This is a genomic window from Actinomadura violacea (genome assembly GCF_017573465.1).
Taxonomy (GTDB): Bacteria; Actinomycetota; Actinomycetes; order Streptosporangiales; family Streptosporangiaceae; genus Spirillospora; species Spirillospora violacea.
This window is the reverse complement of sequence record NZ_JAGEPF010000013.1, coordinates 53,612-69,938: the sequence shown is the minus strand read 5'-3', so window position 1 is coordinate 69,938 and position 16,327 is coordinate 53,612. Positions and strand designations below refer to the sequence as shown.

The window sequence follows — 16,327 nt, the reverse complement described above, 5'->3', positions numbered from 1 at the left end:
AGAGCACCCGGCAGGCGGGAGGCCGGGTGCTCTGCGCGCTCGGACGGGCGGACGGACGGGCCTCGGGTCACAGGGACGGGGTGGCGTAGGGGTCGTGCTCGGCGAGCAGCTTGTCGAGCCGGGCCTGGTCGACGCGGCTGGTGACCGCGTGGCTCTCCTGGCGGTCCCGGACGCACTTGGCCAGCGTGAACGTCGAGGTGATCACGTACAGCAGGCCGAGCGCCAGGAACGCCCGGACCCACGCGCTCACCGGCAGGTAGATCACGCCGGCGGCGACGGCGATGCTGGAGACCGCGAACGAGATGGCGGCCTGGACGAAGAACGCGGCGCTGCCCGCCTGCGCGGGCGGAGTGGAGTTCGTCATGCCACGAGTCTGCGGCGGCGGCGCGCGCCGGGCATGAGTACCGGTGCTCAACTACCGGTGAGTAGTGCGCGCCCGCGCGGGGTGCGCGCCCGCGCGGGGCGGCGGCCGGCGCGGCGGGGCTCAGCTCACGTCGGAGGGCGGGACCGTCCAGGTGTTGCAGACCGACAGGTCCCGGCCCTTGAACCCGGCGATCACCCAGCCCGCGTAGTGCCGCCCGGACCCGTGGTCGCGCTGGTCGGGCGGCAGCCGCTCGTCGCCGCGCCCCCGCACATCGATGATCATCGCGGTGTACTGCGCCTGCGTCATCGGCAGCGTCGCCCGCTCCGAGCTGAGGAACGACCCCGCGAGGCACTGCGCCTGCAGCTCGATGCGGCGGCTCGCCTCCGTCCGGGTCGCGGTGTCGCCCTTCTCCATCTCGGAGTCGCCGTACAGCAGGATGCCCGCGCGGTCCTGGACGTGGTGCCCGTACTCGTGCGCGATGACCCGCGCGAACACCGCGTAGTGCGACAGCGGCTCACCGCCGGACGTCTCCACCACGTTCGTCAGGCCCACGTACATCGTGTTGTTCGCCGGGCAGTAGAACGCCGACGCGCCGGGCGCCGGATAGCTCCCGCACGGGCTCGACCCCGGCGTCTGCCAGAACACCCGGTTCGGGGTGTCGAACCGCATCCCGGCCTTCTTGAACTGCTTGCTCCACGACGCGTCCAGGCAGTCGCTCAACACGTTCATGAACCGGCGCATCGACGCCGAGCCCGGCACCAGACCGGGCAGGACGCAGTGCACCGGCGTCAGCGCGCCCGTCGCGTACAGCTTGTTGTCGGTCGCCGTGCTGCGCGACGCCGTCCGCGGCGCGGCCGAACGGACGTGCGTGCCGATGCCGCCCTCGCCGCCGAACAGCGAGAACCCGAGGATGCCCAGGACGACGACCGCCGTCAGCCCGCCGAAGATCCCCGTGATCGTCCCGCCCGCGCTGCGGCGCGGCGGCCTGCGCGCCGGGACGTACCGGTACTGCGGCGGCGGACCGTAGGCAGGCGGACCGTACGGAGGCGCCGGCGGCGGGGGGTATTGACCTGCCATAGCGCAGAATCATCGCACGCATTGCCGATACCATTTGCGGCCATGTCTGCTCTTGCGGCGTTGTGTCGTTTGCGACCGGTGGTGCTCGCGCTGGCGGCCGGTTCCCTCATCCCCGTCGCGACCTGCGCATCCGCATCGGCGGACGCGCGCCCCGCGGCCCCGGCGCGGCAGGCCGCCGCGGCCGAGCGGGTGCTGAAGGACGACGTGGCCCTCACCCCCGGCAAGGGCGGCGTGGTCCGCGTCAAGGAGACGATCGTCTACCAGTTCGCCGGGGGCTCCGGATTCCAGCGGACGTTCCCGACGCGCACCCACGAGAGCGTCTCCCAGGACCGCGTCTACCAGCTCGCCGCACTCCGCGCGACCAGCCCCGACGGCGGCCCGACCCGCGTCTCCACCTCGTCCGGGGACACCGACACCAAGGTCAAGGTGTCCGGCGGCAAGCTGACCGGCGCGCACACCGTCGTCCTCGAATACGACCTGCGCGGCGCCATCGACCAGCTCGGCTCCGCCGAGGAGCTGCGCTGGCCCGCCGCCGGCGGCTGGCGGGTCCCCGTCGACGAGGCCACCGCCACCGTCGACGCCACCGCGATGATCCGCAGCGTCAACTGCTTCGCCGGGCCGCTCGAGAGCACCATCGGCTGCACGCAGTACTACACCAACCACGCCCACACGCAGGGCATCTACACCCAGCGCGAGATGCTGCCCGGCGAGTACCTCACCGTCGTCGCCGGGCTGCCGCCCGGCACCACCGGCGGCCACGCGATCTACGAGCGGCGGCACACGGTCGCCACCGCGTTCTCCGTCAACGCGGTCACCGGCGGCGTCCTGCTCGGCCTGCTGGTGCTGCTCGGCGGCGGCGTCCTCGCCCTCTACCTGCTGCGCGGACGCGACGCCCGCGTCGTCGGCAAGCACGCCTCCGCGGGCGACCAGGCGCCGGTCGTCGGCACCGAGTTCGAGCCGCCGAACGGGGTCCGGCCCGGACAGATCGGCACGCTGATCGACGAGCAGGCCGACGTCATCGACGTCACCGCCACGATCGTCGACCTCGCCGTCCGCGGCTACCTGCTGATCGAGGAGGAGGACCGGGCCCGCACCGGCCGCCTCGACTGGACGCTGCGCCGCCTCGACCGTCCCGTCGTCGACCTGCTCCCCTACGAGCGGATCCTGCTGGACGCCCTGATGACCGGCCGCGACGGCGCGCCCCGCGACGCGGTGAAGCTGTCCGAGCTCGGCGGCACGTTCGCCACGAAGCTCGCGCAGGTGCGCGCCGCCATGTACGACGACGTGGTGAAGCAGGGCTGGTTCGCGCGGCGGCCCGACACCGTCCGGTCCCGCTGGACCGTGTTCGGCATCGCGCTGACCGTCCTCGGCATCGCCGCGACCGTCGCGCTCGCCGTCACGACCGAATGGGCGCTGGCCGGCCTCGCGCTGATCATCGCGGGCGCCGCGCTCGCCTACGGCGGCCAGTACATGCCCGCCAAGACCGCGCGCGGCTCCACCGTCCTCGCGCACACGATCGGGTTCCGCGCGTTCCTGGAGCGCGGCGCGATCCCGGACGGCGACGACGTCGCGTCCCGCCAGCGCATCGCGCTGTTCTCCCGCTTCCTGCCGTACGCGGTCGTGTTCGACGTCGTCGGCAAGTGGGCCGAGACGGTCAAGGACGCCGGCGAGCGCGCGGAGGGCGCCGACAACCTCTACTGGTACGAGGGCCCCGCCGAGTGGGACCTGTCCAACTTCGCCGAGTCGATGCGCACCTTCACCCTCGCCACGTCCGGCTCCATCTCCCAGTCCCGAGGCCTCTGACCACGACCCCGCGGCGGGCGTGGGCGGACCCGCGGCGGGTGCCGGGAGGGGTCTCGGCGCCCGCCGCGGGCTCGAACGGCGCCCGCCGGCCGTGGGGTGGGTGTGGTCCGTTCCGGCGGGCGCCGCGTTCGGGGGGATCCGTCCTTCACCTGGCCTGGCGGATGTTCCCGGCGTGCCGCTTGTGGATCCAGCGGAGCGGGCCGATCTTGCGCCACGTGGCGGCGGCGCGCGCGTTCGCGGCGCGTTCCCGCTCGGCGGCGTCGCGTGCGGCGGCCTCCCGGCGCGCCGCCTCCTCCCGCTCGGCCTCCAGGTGCGCCAGCTCCCGCTCCGCCGGGGTGAGCGCCGGGTCGCGCCGGTTGCGCTGCGACGGGCTGCCGCGCAGGATGCCGCCGGTCACGTCGCCGCGCTTCGGCATCTGCGGGTCCCGGCCCGCCGACCGGTGGCGCTCCTTCGAGGCGAAGATCGTGAGGAAGAGCCAGCCGGCGATCGCCAGGAAGATCACGACCGGGCCGATCGTGTACAGGTAGATGTCCCCGATGTGAACGGAACTGCCGAGCATGTGGCGACACCTCCTCGCCCCAGGTCGGTACCCGCTGTCCGGGTTTCAACCGTCCGGACGCCCGGGACCCGCGCCCCCGCACGGCCCCCCGAGCCTCCCGCCCGCGGGAGCGTTTCGTAAGATGTCTGACATCTTACAGAGGGAGGTCATGGTGGCGTTGAGTCCCGTCCCGAGCGGCTCGACCGTCGACGCCGTGCTCGACCAGCTCCAGCAGCAGGTCAGCGGCGGTTCCTGGGCGGTCGGCGAGCGCATCCCCGGCGAGCTGGACCTCGCCGCGCAGCTCGGCGTGAGCCGGCCCGCCGTCCGCGAGGCGATCCGGGCGCTGTCGCACTGCGGCGTGCTGGAGGTGCGCCGCGGTGACGGCACCTACGTGCGCAGCAGCGCGGACCCGCGCCCGCTCCTCGGTGGCGTCGCGCACGCGACGGTGCGGGACGTCTTCGAGGTGCAGCTCGCCTACGACGTGCAGGCGGCGCGGCTGGCGGCACGCCGCCGCACCCCCGCCGACCTGGAACGGCTCGAGGAACTGCTGCGGGCTCGCGACGAGGCGACCGGCGCGGACGAGCACGGCGCCGCCGAGTTCGGCGCCGCGGACGCCCGCTTCCACCTCGGCGTCGCCGAGGCGAGCGCCAACCCGGTGCTCATCGAGGCGATGCGGTTCTTCATCGTCCGCCTGGGCGAGACGATGCGCGCCGTCCGCCTCGACCACGAGGTGCCGGAGGCCGGCCCGGCCGCGCACCGCGCCGTCCTGGACGCCATCATCGCCTCCGACGCGGACGCCGCAGCGCGGGCCGCCGCCGCGGTCGTCGAACCGACCCTCGCCGTCCTGGACGCCCTGCTCGGCCACGGGGAGGAGCGGTGACGGCGCGGCGGACCGGGCTGATCGGATCGGTGCTGCTGATCGTCCTGGTCGCGGTCAACCTGCGGCCGGCGATCTCCGCGGTCGGTCCGGTGCTGACCGAGATCCAGGACGCCTTCCACCTGTCCGGGACGGCCGCGGGCGCGCTCACCACGCTGCCGCTGGCGTTCTTCGGCTCCTACGGCCTGGTCGCCCCCTTCCTGCGGCGGCCGCCGCGCAGCGAGACGCTGCTGGTCGCCGCGATGGCCCTGCTGATCACCGGGCTCCTGCTCCGGCTGCTGGACGCCCCCTTCCCGCTGTTCGCCGGGTCGCTGGTCGCCGGCATCGCGATCAGCATCGGCAACATCGCGATGCCCGCGATCATCAAGCGCGACCACCCGGCCTCGATCACCACCGTCACCGCCGTGTACACGCTGGCGGTCAGCGGCGGCGCGTCCATCTCGTCCGGGCTGGCCGTGCCGGCCGAGGACGCCTTCGGCTCCTCGTGGCGGCTGCCGCTCGGGCTGCTGGCGGTCCCCGCCGCGATCGCGGGCCTGATCTGGCTGCCGAAAGCGGTGCGGGCCTCCCGCGCCGCGCGCTCGGCGCCGTCCGCGCCTCCCCCGCCGGGCGCCGCCCGCCTGGTGTGGCGGACGGGCCTGGCCTGGCAGGTCACGGTCTTCATGGGCCTCCAGTCGCTGCTGGCCTACGTCGTGCTCGGCTGGCTGCCGACGATCTGCCAGGACCGCGGGATGAGCGACACCGCCGCCGGCTACGTCCTGGCGCTGACCGCGGCGATCCAGGCGGTCGGCTCGCTCGGCGTCCCGATCCTGGCCCGCCGCATGCGCGACCAGCGCCCCCTCGTGACCCTCACGTGCACGCTGTGCGCGATCGGGTTCGCGGGGACGGCCTGGGCGCCGATCGGCACGGTGTGGCTGTGGGCGGTCGTCCTCGGTGTCGGCCAGGGCCTCGGGTTCGCCACCGCGCTGTCGTTCATCGGGCTCCGCGCGCACGACGCGGGCGTCGCCGCGCAGCTGTCCGGCATGGCGCAGGGCGTCGGCTACATCATCGCGGCCCTCGGCCCCCTCGCCATCGGCGCCCTGCACGACGCCACCGGCGGGTGGACCGTCCCGATGATCGCCGTCCTCGCGGTCTGCGGGGCGCTCGCCGTCCCCGGCCTGCCCGCCGGACGCATCCGCACCCTCGGCTCACCACCTCCAATACCGGCGCCCGAGGTTAATGCGGCGAATTAACGGACACACCCGTAGTCGTCCCCGCAACGGCCGACCATCGGGAGGTGGACGGGATGTTCGCCATGGTCCACGCCAGCACCGCGGACCCCACCGGGCCGATCTTCTGGGCATGGATCATTCCGGTGCTCGCGACAGTGGGCCTGCTGGCCTGGCTCTACGTCACGGTCACCGCGTCGTCCAGGAAGGTCCACCCGGAGCGCCGCAACGACCAGACCAACCACCGCGGCATGGAGCAGGGCGGCCTGTACTACTACCGCCCGGGCATGTTCTCGCACAGCTACCCGCCCACGTCCGAGCAGGACGAGGAGTTCCGGTACGAGAACCCGCAGCCGGGCCGTGAGCCCCGCGTCCCCACCGGCAGGGGCCTGGCCAACAAGACCCTCAAGGAACGCGCCAAGATCATCAAGGAGGCGCAGACCTTGAAGAACGAGGTCGAGTCCCTGAAGGACCGCAAGCACGGCAGCTGACCGAATCCCAGCCCCGTCAAGGCCCCGGCCCACCGCCGGGGCCTTTCACAACCCCCGGGATGGGCGATCAGGGGGGTGGCGGGAAGGCTTCGGGGGCCGGGCGGATGGCTCCCACCTGGGCTTCGCCGCCGTGGAGGGGGACGGTCGCCAGGTCGTCGAGGGCGCCGGTGCGGTCGATGCCGAGGGCGCGGACGAGGGCGACGGTCACCGGGGTGCGGGCGCGCATGGCGCCGTCGTCGATCTTGACGGCGCCGGCGCGGCCGTCGGTGAAGGCGAAGGCGTCCACGCCTTCGGCTCCGCACTTCACGAGCAGGCCGGGGACGGCGTCCATGAGCAGGCGTTCCTCGCGGCGGGTGCCGGACGTCCATTGCGGGTGCGCGCGCATCGCGTCGGCGACGCGGCGTTCGGGGGTGCCGGGGGCGGCGACGACGAGCGCGCGGAACGCGCGGGCGACGCCGGCCGTCGACACCGCGAACAGGGGCGCGCCGCAGCCGTCGACGCCGACCGCGCCGACCGTTTCGCCGGTGAGCTCCTCGACGACGGCCCGTACGGCGAGCTGCAGCGGGTGGCCGTGGTCGAGGTAGCCCTCGGTGGGCCATCCCGCGGCGACGCAGGTGGCGAGCATGGCGGCGTGCTTGCCGGAGCAGTTCATCCGGAACCGGGACGGGCCGCCGCCCGTCCGCGCGACCTCCTGCTGGGTCTCCTGGTCCAGCGGCCACTGCACGGGGCAGCGCAGGTCGGCGGCGCCGAGGCCGGCGCCGGCGAGGATCTTCTCGACGCCCTCGACGTGGAAGTCCTCGCCGGAGTGGCTGCCGGCCGCGAGGGCCAGCAGCTCGCCGTCGAGGTCGAGGCCGGACCGCAGCATCGCGACGGCCTGCAGCGGCTTGTTGGCCGAGCGCGGGAAGACCGGCTCCTCCGGCGTGCCGGCGCGGACCGCCGGCTCGCCGTCGGCGCCGAGGCCGATCGCGGCGCCGCGGTGCCGCGACTCCACGAACCCGGACCGCTCGACCTCCACAAGTACGGGATTGATCTGCACTGCGCCCCCCCTGTCGTCGGTGAACGCGGGCCGCTGCGGGCCCGCGTGTCACCATGGTGGTTACCCATCGCACCGAAGTGAACCCGAACCGTGTTCTGTGGATAACCGAACCGGTCAGCGGCGCTTGACGCCGAGGAGGGCCCGGGCGTCGGCGGCGGGCATCGCGGGGCGCTGTGCCAGAGCGGCGGCGGACGCGGCGCGCTCCACGAGCTGCACGTTGGCGGTCACCGGCTGCCCCTTGGCGAAGGTGACCGTGTCCTCCATGCCGACCCGCAGGTGCCCGCCCGCCGAGAGCGCGGCGAACAGGACGGGCAGGGACGTGCGTCCGATGCCGGTGGCCGACCACGTGGCCCCTTCGGGGAGCGCCTCGACGGCCGCGACCAGCGTGCGCGCGTCGCCCGGCATGCCGCCGGGGACGCCCATGACGAGGTCGCAGTGCACGTGGCCGCCGTACGGGAGTCCGTGCTTGTCCAGCAGGCGGTGCAGGGACGCCACCTGGCCGAGGTCGAACAGCTCGAACTCGGGCACGACTTCGAGTTCCTGGGTGCGCTGGTACAGCTCCACCATGAACGTCCACGGGTTCATGAAGACGTCGTCGCCGAAGTTGACCGTCCCGCAGGTGAGCGAGCACATGTCGGGCGCCGCGTCCAGGACGCGCAGGCGGTCCTCATAGGGGTCGGTCACCGCGCCCCCTGTGGACAGTTGGACGATAAGGCCCGTGCTCTCCCTCAGCGCCGCGACCGTGTCCCGCAGCCGGGACGGGTCGAGCGTCGGCCGCGCGTCGTCGTCGCGGATGTGCACGTGGACGACGGCCGCGCCGGCCGCCTCGCATTCCTTGGCCGTCTGAACCAGTTCATCCAGGGTGACGGGAAGGGCCGGGACATCCGCCTTGGCGGACTCCGCGCCCGTGGGCGCCACCGTGATGAGCGTCGTTGCTCCCATAAGCGGCAGAATGCATGGTCATGCGTGCCGTAGTCCAGAGGGTGGGTCAGGCGAGCGTGTCCGTGGAGGGGCGCGTCGTGGGGCGGATCGACGAGCCGGGCCTGATGGTCCTGGTGGGGGTGACGCACGACGACGACGAGGCGAAGGCCCGCAGGATGGCGGCCAAGCTGTGGGGCCTGCGCATCCTCAGGGACGAGAAGTCGTGTTCGGATCTGAACGCGCCGCTTCTCGTGGTGAGCCAGTTCACACTGTACGGGGACGCGCGGAAGGGCCGGCGTCCGACGTGGACGGCGGCGGCGCCCGGCCCGGTGGCGGAGCCCCTCGTGGACGCGGTCGTGCAGGAGTTGCGCGCGCTCGGCGCGAAGGTCGAGACCGGGGTGTTCGGGGCGGACATGGCGGTCGCGCTGGTCAACGACGGCCCGATCACCCTCGTCGTCGACATCTGAACGGAGCCCGCGGACCCCTCAGCCGATGACCGGCGCCCGCGGGCGCCGGTCAGCCGAACCCGTAGAGCATCCCGACGACGCTCGCGACCGTCCCCGCGCCCGCGAGCAGGATCATCGACCGGTCGGCCGGGACGAGGCGTCCGCGCACGTCCGCCGAGTGGACGACCACCCCGGTGTCGCGGGATCCGTCTTCCGGGTCGGGCTTCCTGCGGGACGGGTTGCGCATGCCGATGAGCTTCCACAGCGCGTCGTTCTTCACGTGCTGGTGGCTCCGGCCGCATGCGAACAGCCGTCCGCGCGCGCGCTCGACGCACGGGGCTCCCTGACGCGTCAGCACCCGGCACAGGGTCGGGACGAGCAGGAACTCGTACAGGCACCAGCCGAGCAGTCCGAGCAGCGCGACCCGCCAGGAGTGCAGGTACCAGGCGGCGACGGCGACCGCCGCGAACAGGGCCCACCACAGCAGGGCGGACTCCCGGCGGGGACGGCGGCGGCGGGCGCCCCGGCGCGCGGCCGGCGGCTTCTCTCTCCCCAGGTTCGCGACCATCGGCAGGAATCCACCTTCCCCGGGCGGTGGCCGGTCAGAAATCGTCGTTATCAGACGATTTTGCCCCGCGGGCCGCCGCTTTACCCCCGATTTGCCGGGCGCCTCCGGAGATCGATCTGCGCGTTGGCGCCGGTGTCCGGCGACACCACGACCTCCTGGGCCGCGGCCACGCCGCCCGCCAGCAGCTCCGCGTCCACCGGCACGTTGCGCTTCACCAGCGCCAGCGCGATCGGCCCGAGCTCGTGGTGGCGCGCCGCCGACCCGACGAACCCGATCGTCCGCCCGCCCGGGACCTCGACCGGGTCGCCGTGCGCGGGCAGCCGGTCGACGCTGCCGTCCAGGTGCAGGAACACCAGCCGCCGCGGCGGGCGCCCCAGGTTGTGGACGCGCGCGACCGTCTCCTGGCCCCGGTAGCAGCCCTTGTTCAGGTGGACGGCCGTCTCGACGTACCCGACCTCGTGCGGGATCGTCCGATGGTCGGTGTCGAGGCCGAACCGGGGGCGCCGCTCGGCGATCCGCAGCGCCTCGTACGCCCAGATGCCGGCGGGCCGGAGACCGTCCGGGAAGCCGTCCGACCGCGGGACGATCCGGGTGAAGGTGCCCGCGACGTCCGGCCACGCGAGGCCGCCGTCCTGCGGTCCGGTGATCACCGCGTACTCATCGGACACGTCCGCGACCTCGACGCGCAGCATGAACCGCATCCGGTCGAGGAACTCGGCGAGCGCGGGCGCCCGCCCGGGCTCGACGTGCATCCACACGGCTTCGCCGTCGTCGATCAGGAACATGTGGTGCTCGATGTGGCCCTGCGGGCTGAGCAGCAGCGCCTCGGTCGGCTCGAACGGCTTCAACCCGTCCAGGTGCTGGCTCAGAAGGCTGTGCAGCCAGCTCAGCCGGTCCGGCCCGGAGACCCGCACCACGCCGCGGTCGCCGCGGTCGACGAACGCCGCGCCGCGTTCCAGCGCGCGTTGCTCCTGCGACGGCTCCCCGTAGTGCGCGGCGACTTCCTGGTCGGGCTCATCGGTGGCGACGGCCCCGGGCGACTGCAGCAGCGGGCTCTCCATGGAGCCAGACTATGTCGCGCGGCAGTCCTTGCACCGCCCGTACACCGTGAGGTGGTGCACGTCCGTCTCGAACCCGAAATCGCGCTCCAGCACCTCCGCCAGACCGGCGGCGGCCTTAGGGGCGACGTCCTGGACGGTGTGGCAGCCGCGGCACACCAGGTGGATGTGCTCGGCCTCGGCGGCCAGATGATAGTTCGGCGGGCCGTGGCCGAGGTGGGCGTGCTTGACCAGGCCCAGCTCTTCCAGCAGCTCCAGCGTCCGGTAGACGGTGGAGATGTTCACGCCGCGGGCGGTGCGCTGCACCTCGGTGCAGATGTCCTCGGGGGTCCCGTGCTCGAGGTTGGTGACGGCCTCGAGCACCAGCTGCCGCTGGGGGGTGACCCGGTACCCCTTGGCCCGCAGCTCCTCCTGCCACGACTCGACCATACCCCGAGTGTATGCCGGACGGGCCCGCCGAAAACTCGTTTGCCCCGACGGCCGCGGCTCGCATAGCGTGCGGAGTACGCGCGAAAGGAGGTGGTCCAAGAAATGGTTGATTCTGGGACTCGCGAGGTGACTGTCCGCTAGTCGCCGTTCCGCCTCGGCGCCGCCGCCTCCGGGCGGTGGCAACCGGTCGCGACGGTGACCGGCGAATACCAGGCAGTTACCCGATCCCCGGACCGATGGACCAGTCCTGTCCGTCGCCCCGCACCCGCGGGAAGGTCCGGGGATCGTTCCATTTCCGGGCCTCTATGGGCCCGGGCCGTCAGCCGACGCGCTTCAGCTGCGCGGACAGGTGCGACTGGAGCGGCTGGCCCATGGCGGCCATGTCGTAGGCCCAGCCGAGGTCCTCGCCGATGATGCCGTACAGGCGCGACCCCGCGGTGACCTCCTTGGCCGACTCGGTGCGCGCCACGACGTCGGTCTGCAGCTCGACGCGGTTGAACGCGACGTTGCCGACGTAGATCTCCACGATGCCCGTCGGGTGCGACAGCGTGACCTCGACCCCGTGGTCCGGGCGGGGGCGCCAGTAGCCGGTCTCCATGGCCAGCGGGCGGCCGAGGGTGCCGTCCTCCTCGATCAGCCAGCTGCGGCTCGCGTAGACGAGGAACGGCTTGCCGACGTGGGTGAAGGAGATCTCCTGCCCGAAGTTGAAGCCCTCGATCGTGGGATAGCCGCCGACGCCGGCGCCCTCCCACGTGCCCAGGAGGAACTTCAGCGGCTCAAGGTCGGGGTGCAGTTCGAACTCCATGAGCACCGAGCGTAGCGGCGCGGGCGGATCATCGCTCCATCCGCGGCGCGGACGCGTGCACGCCCGCCGGCCGTTCCGGGCGGCGGCTCACTTCAGGCGGCTGAGCCGCACCGCCAGCAGGACGGCCGCCACCGCCACCAGCGCGAGAGCGAGGACCAGGACACCCGCGTTCACCATGCCGCCCACGCCGCACGATGCTACGCGGGCGCGCGGGGCTAGAGTCGCCTTATGGCGAGACCTCTGGTTATCAAGGTGACGGCGGGGGCGGACGCGCCGGAGCGGTGCAACCAGGCGTTCACGGTGGCCGCGGCCGCGGCGGCCAGTGGCGTCCCCATCTCGCTGTGGCTGACGGGCGAGTCCGCGTGGTTCTCCCTGCCCGGCCGCGCCGCCGGCTTCGAACTGGAGCACGCGACGCCGCTGGACGACCTGCTCGCCGTGATCCTCGCCGCCGGGCGCGTCACGCTCTGCACGCAGTGCGCCGCGCGCCGGAACATCGGCCCTGACGACGTCCTGCCCGGCATCCGGATCGCGGGCGCCCCGACGTTCGTCGAGGAGATCACCGCACCGGACGTGCAGGCGCTCGTCTACTGACCCCGTCCCCACTGCCGGTCTCCGCCGGCCCCGTCCCGAGCGAGGTTCCCGGGACGGAGGGTGAGGATTTCCTGGACGTTTCGGGCAGGTGCGGTCAGAGCGGGTAGACCTGGCTTCGTGCAGGTGAGTTATGTGAGCGAGGCGACGCCGGGACGGCCGAACGAGGACTTCGTCGCGGCCGGCCCGGGGTGGGTCGTGCTGCTGGACGGGGCGACGGCGCCGGCGGGGGTGGACAGCGGCTGCGCGCACGACCCGGCCTGGCTCGTGCGGCGGCTCGGCGGGCAGATCGCGGCGCGGATGGCGATGGAGGACGGCAAGCCGCTGCCGGACCTGGTCGCCGAGGCGATCAAGGTGACGGGCGAGGCGCACACCGGGACCTGCGACCTGGAGAACCCGGACAGCCCGTCGGCGACGGTGTCGCTGCTGCGCCGGCGCGGCGGGGCGGTGGAGTGGTTCGTGCTCGCGGACTCGCCGATCGTGCTGGACGTCGGGGAGGTCCGGGTGATCCGCGACGACCGGGTGGACCGGCTGCCGAGCTACACCCTGGAGGCCGTCCGCAAGGCGCGCAACAGCCCCGGCGGGTTCTGGGTGGCGAGCACGAAGCCGGAGGCGGCGTACGAGGGGCTGACCGGCGAGGTCCCGGTCGCGGGGCTGCGCCGGGCGGCGGTGCTGAGCGACGGCGCGTCCCGGCTGGTGGAGCGGTTCGGCCGGCTGGACTGGGACGGTCTCCTGCGCGTCCTGGACGAGGAGGGCCCGCGCGAACTCGTCCGGCGGACCAGGGTCGCGGAGGAGTCGGAGACCTTCGCGCGCGGCAAGCGCCACGACGACGCCACCGCAGTCCTCGTCCGGTTCTAACGCGTGGCGGCGGCGATGTGCGGCCACCACCCCGTGAGGTCCTCCGGCAGGTGCATGCCGTCGACGCGCAGGGTCGCGGGCATCAGCGGGAAGCGCCGTCCGGCCGGGAAGGTGCGCTGGTAGGACGGCGGGTCGAGGACGACGACGCGGGTGCCGTTGACGGCCGGGATGTCGGCCGGCACGCCCTCGTTGTAGATCCACTCGCCGTGGGCGTCCACAAGGTTCCACGGGCTGGAGGCGATCGGCGGCCCGGGCGGGGCGGGGGCGTCCAGGAAGCACGCGACGATGTCCCCGCCGGGCGGGGTGCCGGGCATGCCGCCGGGACGGCCGATCAGCGCGCCGCCGAGCAGGACGTGCAGCTGGAAGTTGTCGCCGATGCCGCCGACGGTGACCGTCCAGCCGTGCCGGGTGGCACGGTCCAGGACGAGGATCCGCTCGCCGTCCAGGACCCGGATCAGCGCCTGCACGTGCTCCAGGTGCGGCAGGTGGCGGGCGGCCTCGCCGGCGGCGAACGCGCGGAAGTCGCGGTCGTCCAGGCCGGCGCGGGTGGCCGGGGACATCTGCAGCACGGTGCTGCCCGCCATCGCGAACTGCGGCAGCGCGAACCACGACATCATCGCGGTCACCGTGCCGTCGCCGAGCACCGGCCGGACGGTGTCGAAGACCTGCTGGGAGGGCTGCTCCTCCTCCATGTCCGGCGGCTTGCCGCCGGTGGCCTCCTCCCACGCCTTCCCGAACGCGAGCGCCGCCGCGATCGTCTCGGTGAGCCGGTGGACGAGCGCGCGGCCGACCGGGTCGGGGTCGGCGCCCTCCTCGATCCACGAGCCGGACACCACGGCGAGCCACCCGCCGAGGTTCACCGGCGCCTCGGCGATGCCCTCGGCCAGCCGGGGCAGCACCGCGGACTTGGCGGCGACGGTCGCCGCCTGCGCCTCCCGCATCAGCCGGGGGAGGAGGTCACCGAAGGAGCGGTCCTCGACGAGCGCCGCGCGGACGATCTCGTCGGCGACCTGCTGGAGCGCCGCACTCATAGGTGATCACCCTGGCACAGCGGGGGAGCCGCGCGAACATCGGCGGGGGCGCCGCACGAACATCTTGGAACCGAATTCTAGAATGTCGGCATGGAGTCACAGGATTTCGCCGACGTGCTCAAGGCCGTCCGCAGCTTCGTCCGCGACGAGGTCGTCCCCCGCGAGGAGGAGATCGAGGAGACCGACGAGATCCCGGAGCCGCTGCGGCGGACGTCCCGGGACATGGGCCTGTTCGGGTACGCCCTGCCCGAGGAGTACGGCGGGCTCGGCCTGTCGCTGAGCGAGGAGGTCCGGCTCGTCTTCGAGCTCGGCTACACCAGCCCCGCGTTCCGCTCCATGTTCGGCACCAGCAACGGCATCGCCGGGCAGGTTCTGGTCAACTCCGGCACGGACGGGCAGAAGGCCGGCTGGCTGCCGCGGCTGGCGTCCGGCGAGATCGTCGGCGCGTTCGCGCTCACCGAGGCCGAGGCCGGCTCCGACCCGAGCACGCTGACCACCTCCGCGGTCCGCGACGGCGACGACTACGTGATCAACGGCGCCAAGCGGTTCATCACCAACGCCCCCGAAGCCGACGTCTTCATGGTCTTCGCCCGGACCGGCGGCGCCGGCTCGCGCGGCATCTCCACGTTCCTCGTCGAGAGCGGCACCCCCGGCCTCAGCGTCGGCCCCGCCGACCAGAAGATGGGCCAGCGCGGCGCCCACACCGCCGAGGTGTTCCTCAACGACGTCCGCGTCCCCGCGACCGCGATGGTCGGCGCCGAGGGCACCGGGTTCCGCACCGCCATGGCGTCCCTCGCCCACGGACGCGTCAGCATCGCCGCCCTCTGCGTCGGCCTCGCCCAGCGCATCCTCGACGACACCGTCGAGTACGCCAAGAACCGCAGCCAGGGCGGCAGCGCCATCGGCGACTACCAGCTCATCCAGGGCCTCATCGCCGACTCCCAAGCCGAGCTGTACGCCGGCCGCGCCATGGTCCTGGAGGCCGCCCGCGCCTACGACGCCGGCGAGGACACCAAGCTCGGCCCGTCCTGCGCCAAGTACTTCTGCTCCGAGATGGTCGGACGCGTCGCCGACCGCGGCGTCCAGGTCTTCGGCGGCATGGGCTACATGCGCGGCGTCTCCGTCGAACGGTTCTTCCGCGACGTGCGGCTGTTCCGCATCTACGAGGGCACCAGCCAGATCCAGCAGCTCGTCATCGCCCGCACCCTGCTGCGCTGACCAGCGGAGACGCCTGCCGGCGGGGTCCGGGGGATTCCAGTTCGCGCGCGGTCCCGAGTCCGTGTATCGTTTTCCCTGCGCGAACGACGCAAGCCCCTTTAGCTCAGTCGGCAGAGCGTCTCCATGGTAAGGAGAAGGTCTACGGTTCGATTCCGTAAAGGGGCTCAACGGCACCATGGCCGCCATCCGAACACATCGGACGGCGGCCTTCGTCGTTCCCGGGGCCGCGGCCCGCGCAAGGGGAGAACCTCCCCGCGCGCCGGGACGTGCGGCCGCGGACCGATTCGCTCCAAACCGGCCCCTGTGATACCGTCCCACCGGTTCCAGCAGGGCGTTCGTCAGGTCACCCACATCCACCGGGTACTCTGGGGGACGGCCGCGGGCCCATGGAACGCCGGTTCCCCGACTCATCGTCCGGGAATTCGCGTTTCCGAGGTCAGGTGAGCGTCCGGTATCCTTGCAATCCGGTCCACACCGACCAGCGCGGCGGGGTAGCTCAGTCAGGCAGAGCAAGCGGCTCATAATCGCTGTGTCGCCGGTTCAAGTCCGGCCCTCGCTACTACCCATCTCTCTCACCCCCGCGGGGGTGAGCAGGGCTGGGTCGAATCGCCGGCCGCCCTTCATCGGGCGGCCGGGATGCGTAGTCCATGTTCCTAGCTCAGAAAGGCACTCCATCGTGGCTGCCACCGACGTACGGCCGAAGATCACGCTGGCCTGCCAGGAGTGCAAGCACCGCAACTACATCACGCGGAAGAACCGGCGCAACGACCCGGACCGCCTCGAGATCAAGAAGTACTGCCCCAACTGCCGGACCCACCGTCCGCACCGGGAGACCCGCTAACCAGGGTCCGGACGGCGAAGTACTGCCCGCTGCGCTTCCGCACGGGGCCGGGACCCACCGTCCACACCGGGAGACCCGCTAACCAGCGGTCCCGGACGGCCTTCTAAGCGCCGTCCGAGTGCACGAACAACTTCTTGGCACGGCTTGCCCTGACATCGATCAGCCCGTCTTCG

Annotated in this window: 19 protein-coding genes and 2 tRNA genes; 11 read left to right on the top strand and 10 right to left on the bottom strand. The window is 72.8% G+C overall.

Translation table 11 applies throughout. The features are described from left to right. Positions 1–67: 67 nt before the first annotated feature. Positions 68–364 (bottom strand): YiaA/YiaB family inner membrane protein, encoded by a 297-nt coding sequence (locus tag J4709_RS21510; RefSeq protein WP_208243493.1) that lies wholly within the window; start codon positions 362–364, stop codon positions 68–70. 120 nt (positions 365–484) lie between these two features. After that, complete coding sequence (locus J4709_RS21505; protein WP_208243492.1) at positions 485–1,441, bottom strand: neutral zinc metallopeptidase; 957 nt, start codon at positions 1,439–1,441, stop codon at positions 485–487. Between the two features lie 42 nt (positions 1,442–1,483). Here J4709_RS21505 and J4709_RS21500 point away from each other — a divergent pair, with 42 nt between their 5' ends. Beyond that, positions 1,484–3,244, top strand: coding sequence for a DUF2207 domain-containing protein (locus tag J4709_RS21500; protein WP_208243490.1), 1,761 nt, complete (start codon positions 1,484–1,486; stop codon positions 3,242–3,244). Positions 3,245–3,389: 145 nt separating this feature from the next. Here the strand turns inward: J4709_RS21500 and J4709_RS21495 are convergent, their stop codons facing one another. Continuing rightward, positions 3,390–3,803, bottom strand: coding sequence for a hypothetical protein (locus J4709_RS21495; RefSeq protein ID WP_208243488.1), 414 nt, complete (start codon positions 3,801–3,803; stop codon positions 3,390–3,392). A 121-nt stretch (positions 3,804–3,924) separates the two neighbouring features. Between J4709_RS21495 and J4709_RS21490 the strand changes: the two genes are divergently transcribed. From J4709_RS21490 to J4709_RS21480, 3 genes are read left to right on the top strand one after another with little or no spacing between them, the layout of a single operon-like run. Then, positions 3,925–4,662, top strand: coding sequence for a FadR/GntR family transcriptional regulator (locus J4709_RS21490; RefSeq protein WP_208243486.1), 738 nt, complete (start codon positions 3,925–3,927; stop codon positions 4,660–4,662). Beyond that, positions 4,659–5,888 carry a CynX/NimT family MFS transporter gene (locus tag J4709_RS21485; protein WP_208243484.1) on the top strand — a complete coding sequence of 410 codons (1,230 nt, stop codon included), beginning with the start codon at positions 4,659–4,661 and terminating at the stop codon, positions 5,886–5,888. Before J4709_RS21490 ends, J4709_RS21485 begins: the two co-directional genes overlap by 4 nt. 44 nt (positions 5,889–5,932) lie before the next feature. Beyond that, positions 5,933–6,355, top strand: coding sequence for a hypothetical protein (locus J4709_RS21480; RefSeq protein ID WP_208243483.1), 423 nt, complete (start codon positions 5,933–5,935; stop codon positions 6,353–6,355). 67 nt (positions 6,356–6,422) lie between these two features. Here J4709_RS21480 and J4709_RS21475 read toward each other — a convergent pair whose 3' ends face one another. Both J4709_RS21475 and J4709_RS21470 read right to left on the bottom strand, forming a co-directional pair. Next, entirely contained in the window at positions 6,423–7,391 is a 969-nt protein-coding gene (locus J4709_RS21475) for an asparaginase (RefSeq protein WP_208243482.1), read from the bottom strand. Between the two features lie 114 nt (positions 7,392–7,505). Then, on the bottom strand, positions 7,506–8,333 hold the full coding sequence (locus J4709_RS21470; protein ID WP_208243481.1) for a beta-keto acid cleavage family enzyme: 828 nt from the start codon (positions 8,331–8,333) through the stop codon (positions 7,506–7,508). Between the two features lie 20 nt (positions 8,334–8,353). On the opposite strand from J4709_RS21470, the gene dtd reads away from it, so the two are divergent. Next, entirely contained in the window at positions 8,354–8,779 is a 426-nt protein-coding gene (dtd, locus tag J4709_RS21465; protein ID WP_208243480.1) for a D-aminoacyl-tRNA deacylase, read from the top strand. 49 nt (positions 8,780–8,828) lie between these two features. Here dtd and J4709_RS21460 read toward each other — a convergent pair whose 3' ends face one another. The 4 genes from J4709_RS21460 to J4709_RS21445 form a co-directional block, all read right to left on the bottom strand. Beyond that, entirely contained in the window at positions 8,829–9,326 is a 498-nt protein-coding gene (locus tag J4709_RS21460) for a hypothetical protein (protein WP_208243479.1), read from the bottom strand. Between the two features lie 80 nt (positions 9,327–9,406). Beyond that, positions 9,407–10,387, bottom strand: coding sequence for a CAF17-like 4Fe-4S cluster assembly/insertion protein YgfZ (ygfZ, locus tag J4709_RS21455; protein WP_208243478.1), 981 nt, complete (start codon positions 10,385–10,387; stop codon positions 9,407–9,409). Positions 10,388–10,396: 9 nt separating this feature from the next. Next, the gene (locus J4709_RS21450; RefSeq protein WP_208243476.1) at positions 10,397–10,813 is read right to left on the bottom strand and encodes a Fur family transcriptional regulator; all 417 of its coding nucleotides are present in this window, start codon (positions 10,811–10,813) and stop codon (positions 10,397–10,399) included. 319 nt (positions 10,814–11,132) lie between these two features. Further along, a complete protein-coding gene (locus tag J4709_RS21445) occupies positions 11,133–11,618 on the bottom strand; it encodes a heme-binding beta-barrel domain-containing protein (RefSeq protein WP_173098529.1) in 486 nt (161 codons plus the stop codon). 228 nt (positions 11,619–11,846) lie between these two features. On the opposite strand from J4709_RS21445, the gene J4709_RS21440 reads away from it, so the two are divergent. Then, positions 11,847–12,209, top strand: a complete 363-nt coding sequence (locus tag J4709_RS21440; protein WP_208243474.1) for a DsrE family protein — start codon at positions 11,847–11,849, stop codon at positions 12,207–12,209. Positions 12,210–12,341: 132 nt separating this feature from the next. Then, positions 12,342–13,064 carry a protein phosphatase 2C domain-containing protein gene (locus tag J4709_RS21435; RefSeq protein WP_307801407.1) on the top strand — a complete coding sequence of 241 codons (723 nt, stop codon included), beginning with the start codon at positions 12,342–12,344 and terminating at the stop codon, positions 13,062–13,064. On the opposite strand, the gene J4709_RS21430 is transcribed toward J4709_RS21435, so the two are convergent. After that, the gene (locus J4709_RS21430; RefSeq protein WP_208243470.1) at positions 13,061–14,095 is read right to left on the bottom strand and encodes a hypothetical protein; all 1,035 of its coding nucleotides are present in this window, start codon (positions 14,093–14,095) and stop codon (positions 13,061–13,063) included. The genes J4709_RS21435 and J4709_RS21430 overlap by 4 nt on opposite strands. Positions 14,096–14,185: 90 nt before the next feature. On the opposite strand from J4709_RS21430, the gene J4709_RS21425 reads away from it, so the two are divergent. From J4709_RS21425 to rpmG, 4 genes are all read left to right on the top strand, one after another. Beyond that, positions 14,186–15,313: an acyl-CoA dehydrogenase family protein gene (locus tag J4709_RS21425; protein ID WP_208243468.1), complete on the top strand. Its 1,128-nt coding sequence runs from the start codon at positions 14,186–14,188 to the stop codon at positions 15,311–15,313. Between the two features lie 92 nt (positions 15,314–15,405). Further along, a tRNA-Thr gene (locus J4709_RS21420) sits at positions 15,406–15,478 on the top strand. 320 nt (positions 15,479–15,798) lie between these two features. Continuing rightward, a tRNA-Met gene (locus J4709_RS21415) sits at positions 15,799–15,872 on the top strand. A gap of 117 nt (positions 15,873–15,989) precedes the next feature. Beyond that, a complete protein-coding gene (rpmG, locus tag J4709_RS21410) occupies positions 15,990–16,154 on the top strand; it encodes a 50S ribosomal protein L33 (protein ID WP_026404241.1) in 165 nt (54 codons plus the stop codon). The last annotated feature ends 173 nt before the right edge of the window (positions 16,155–16,327 follow it).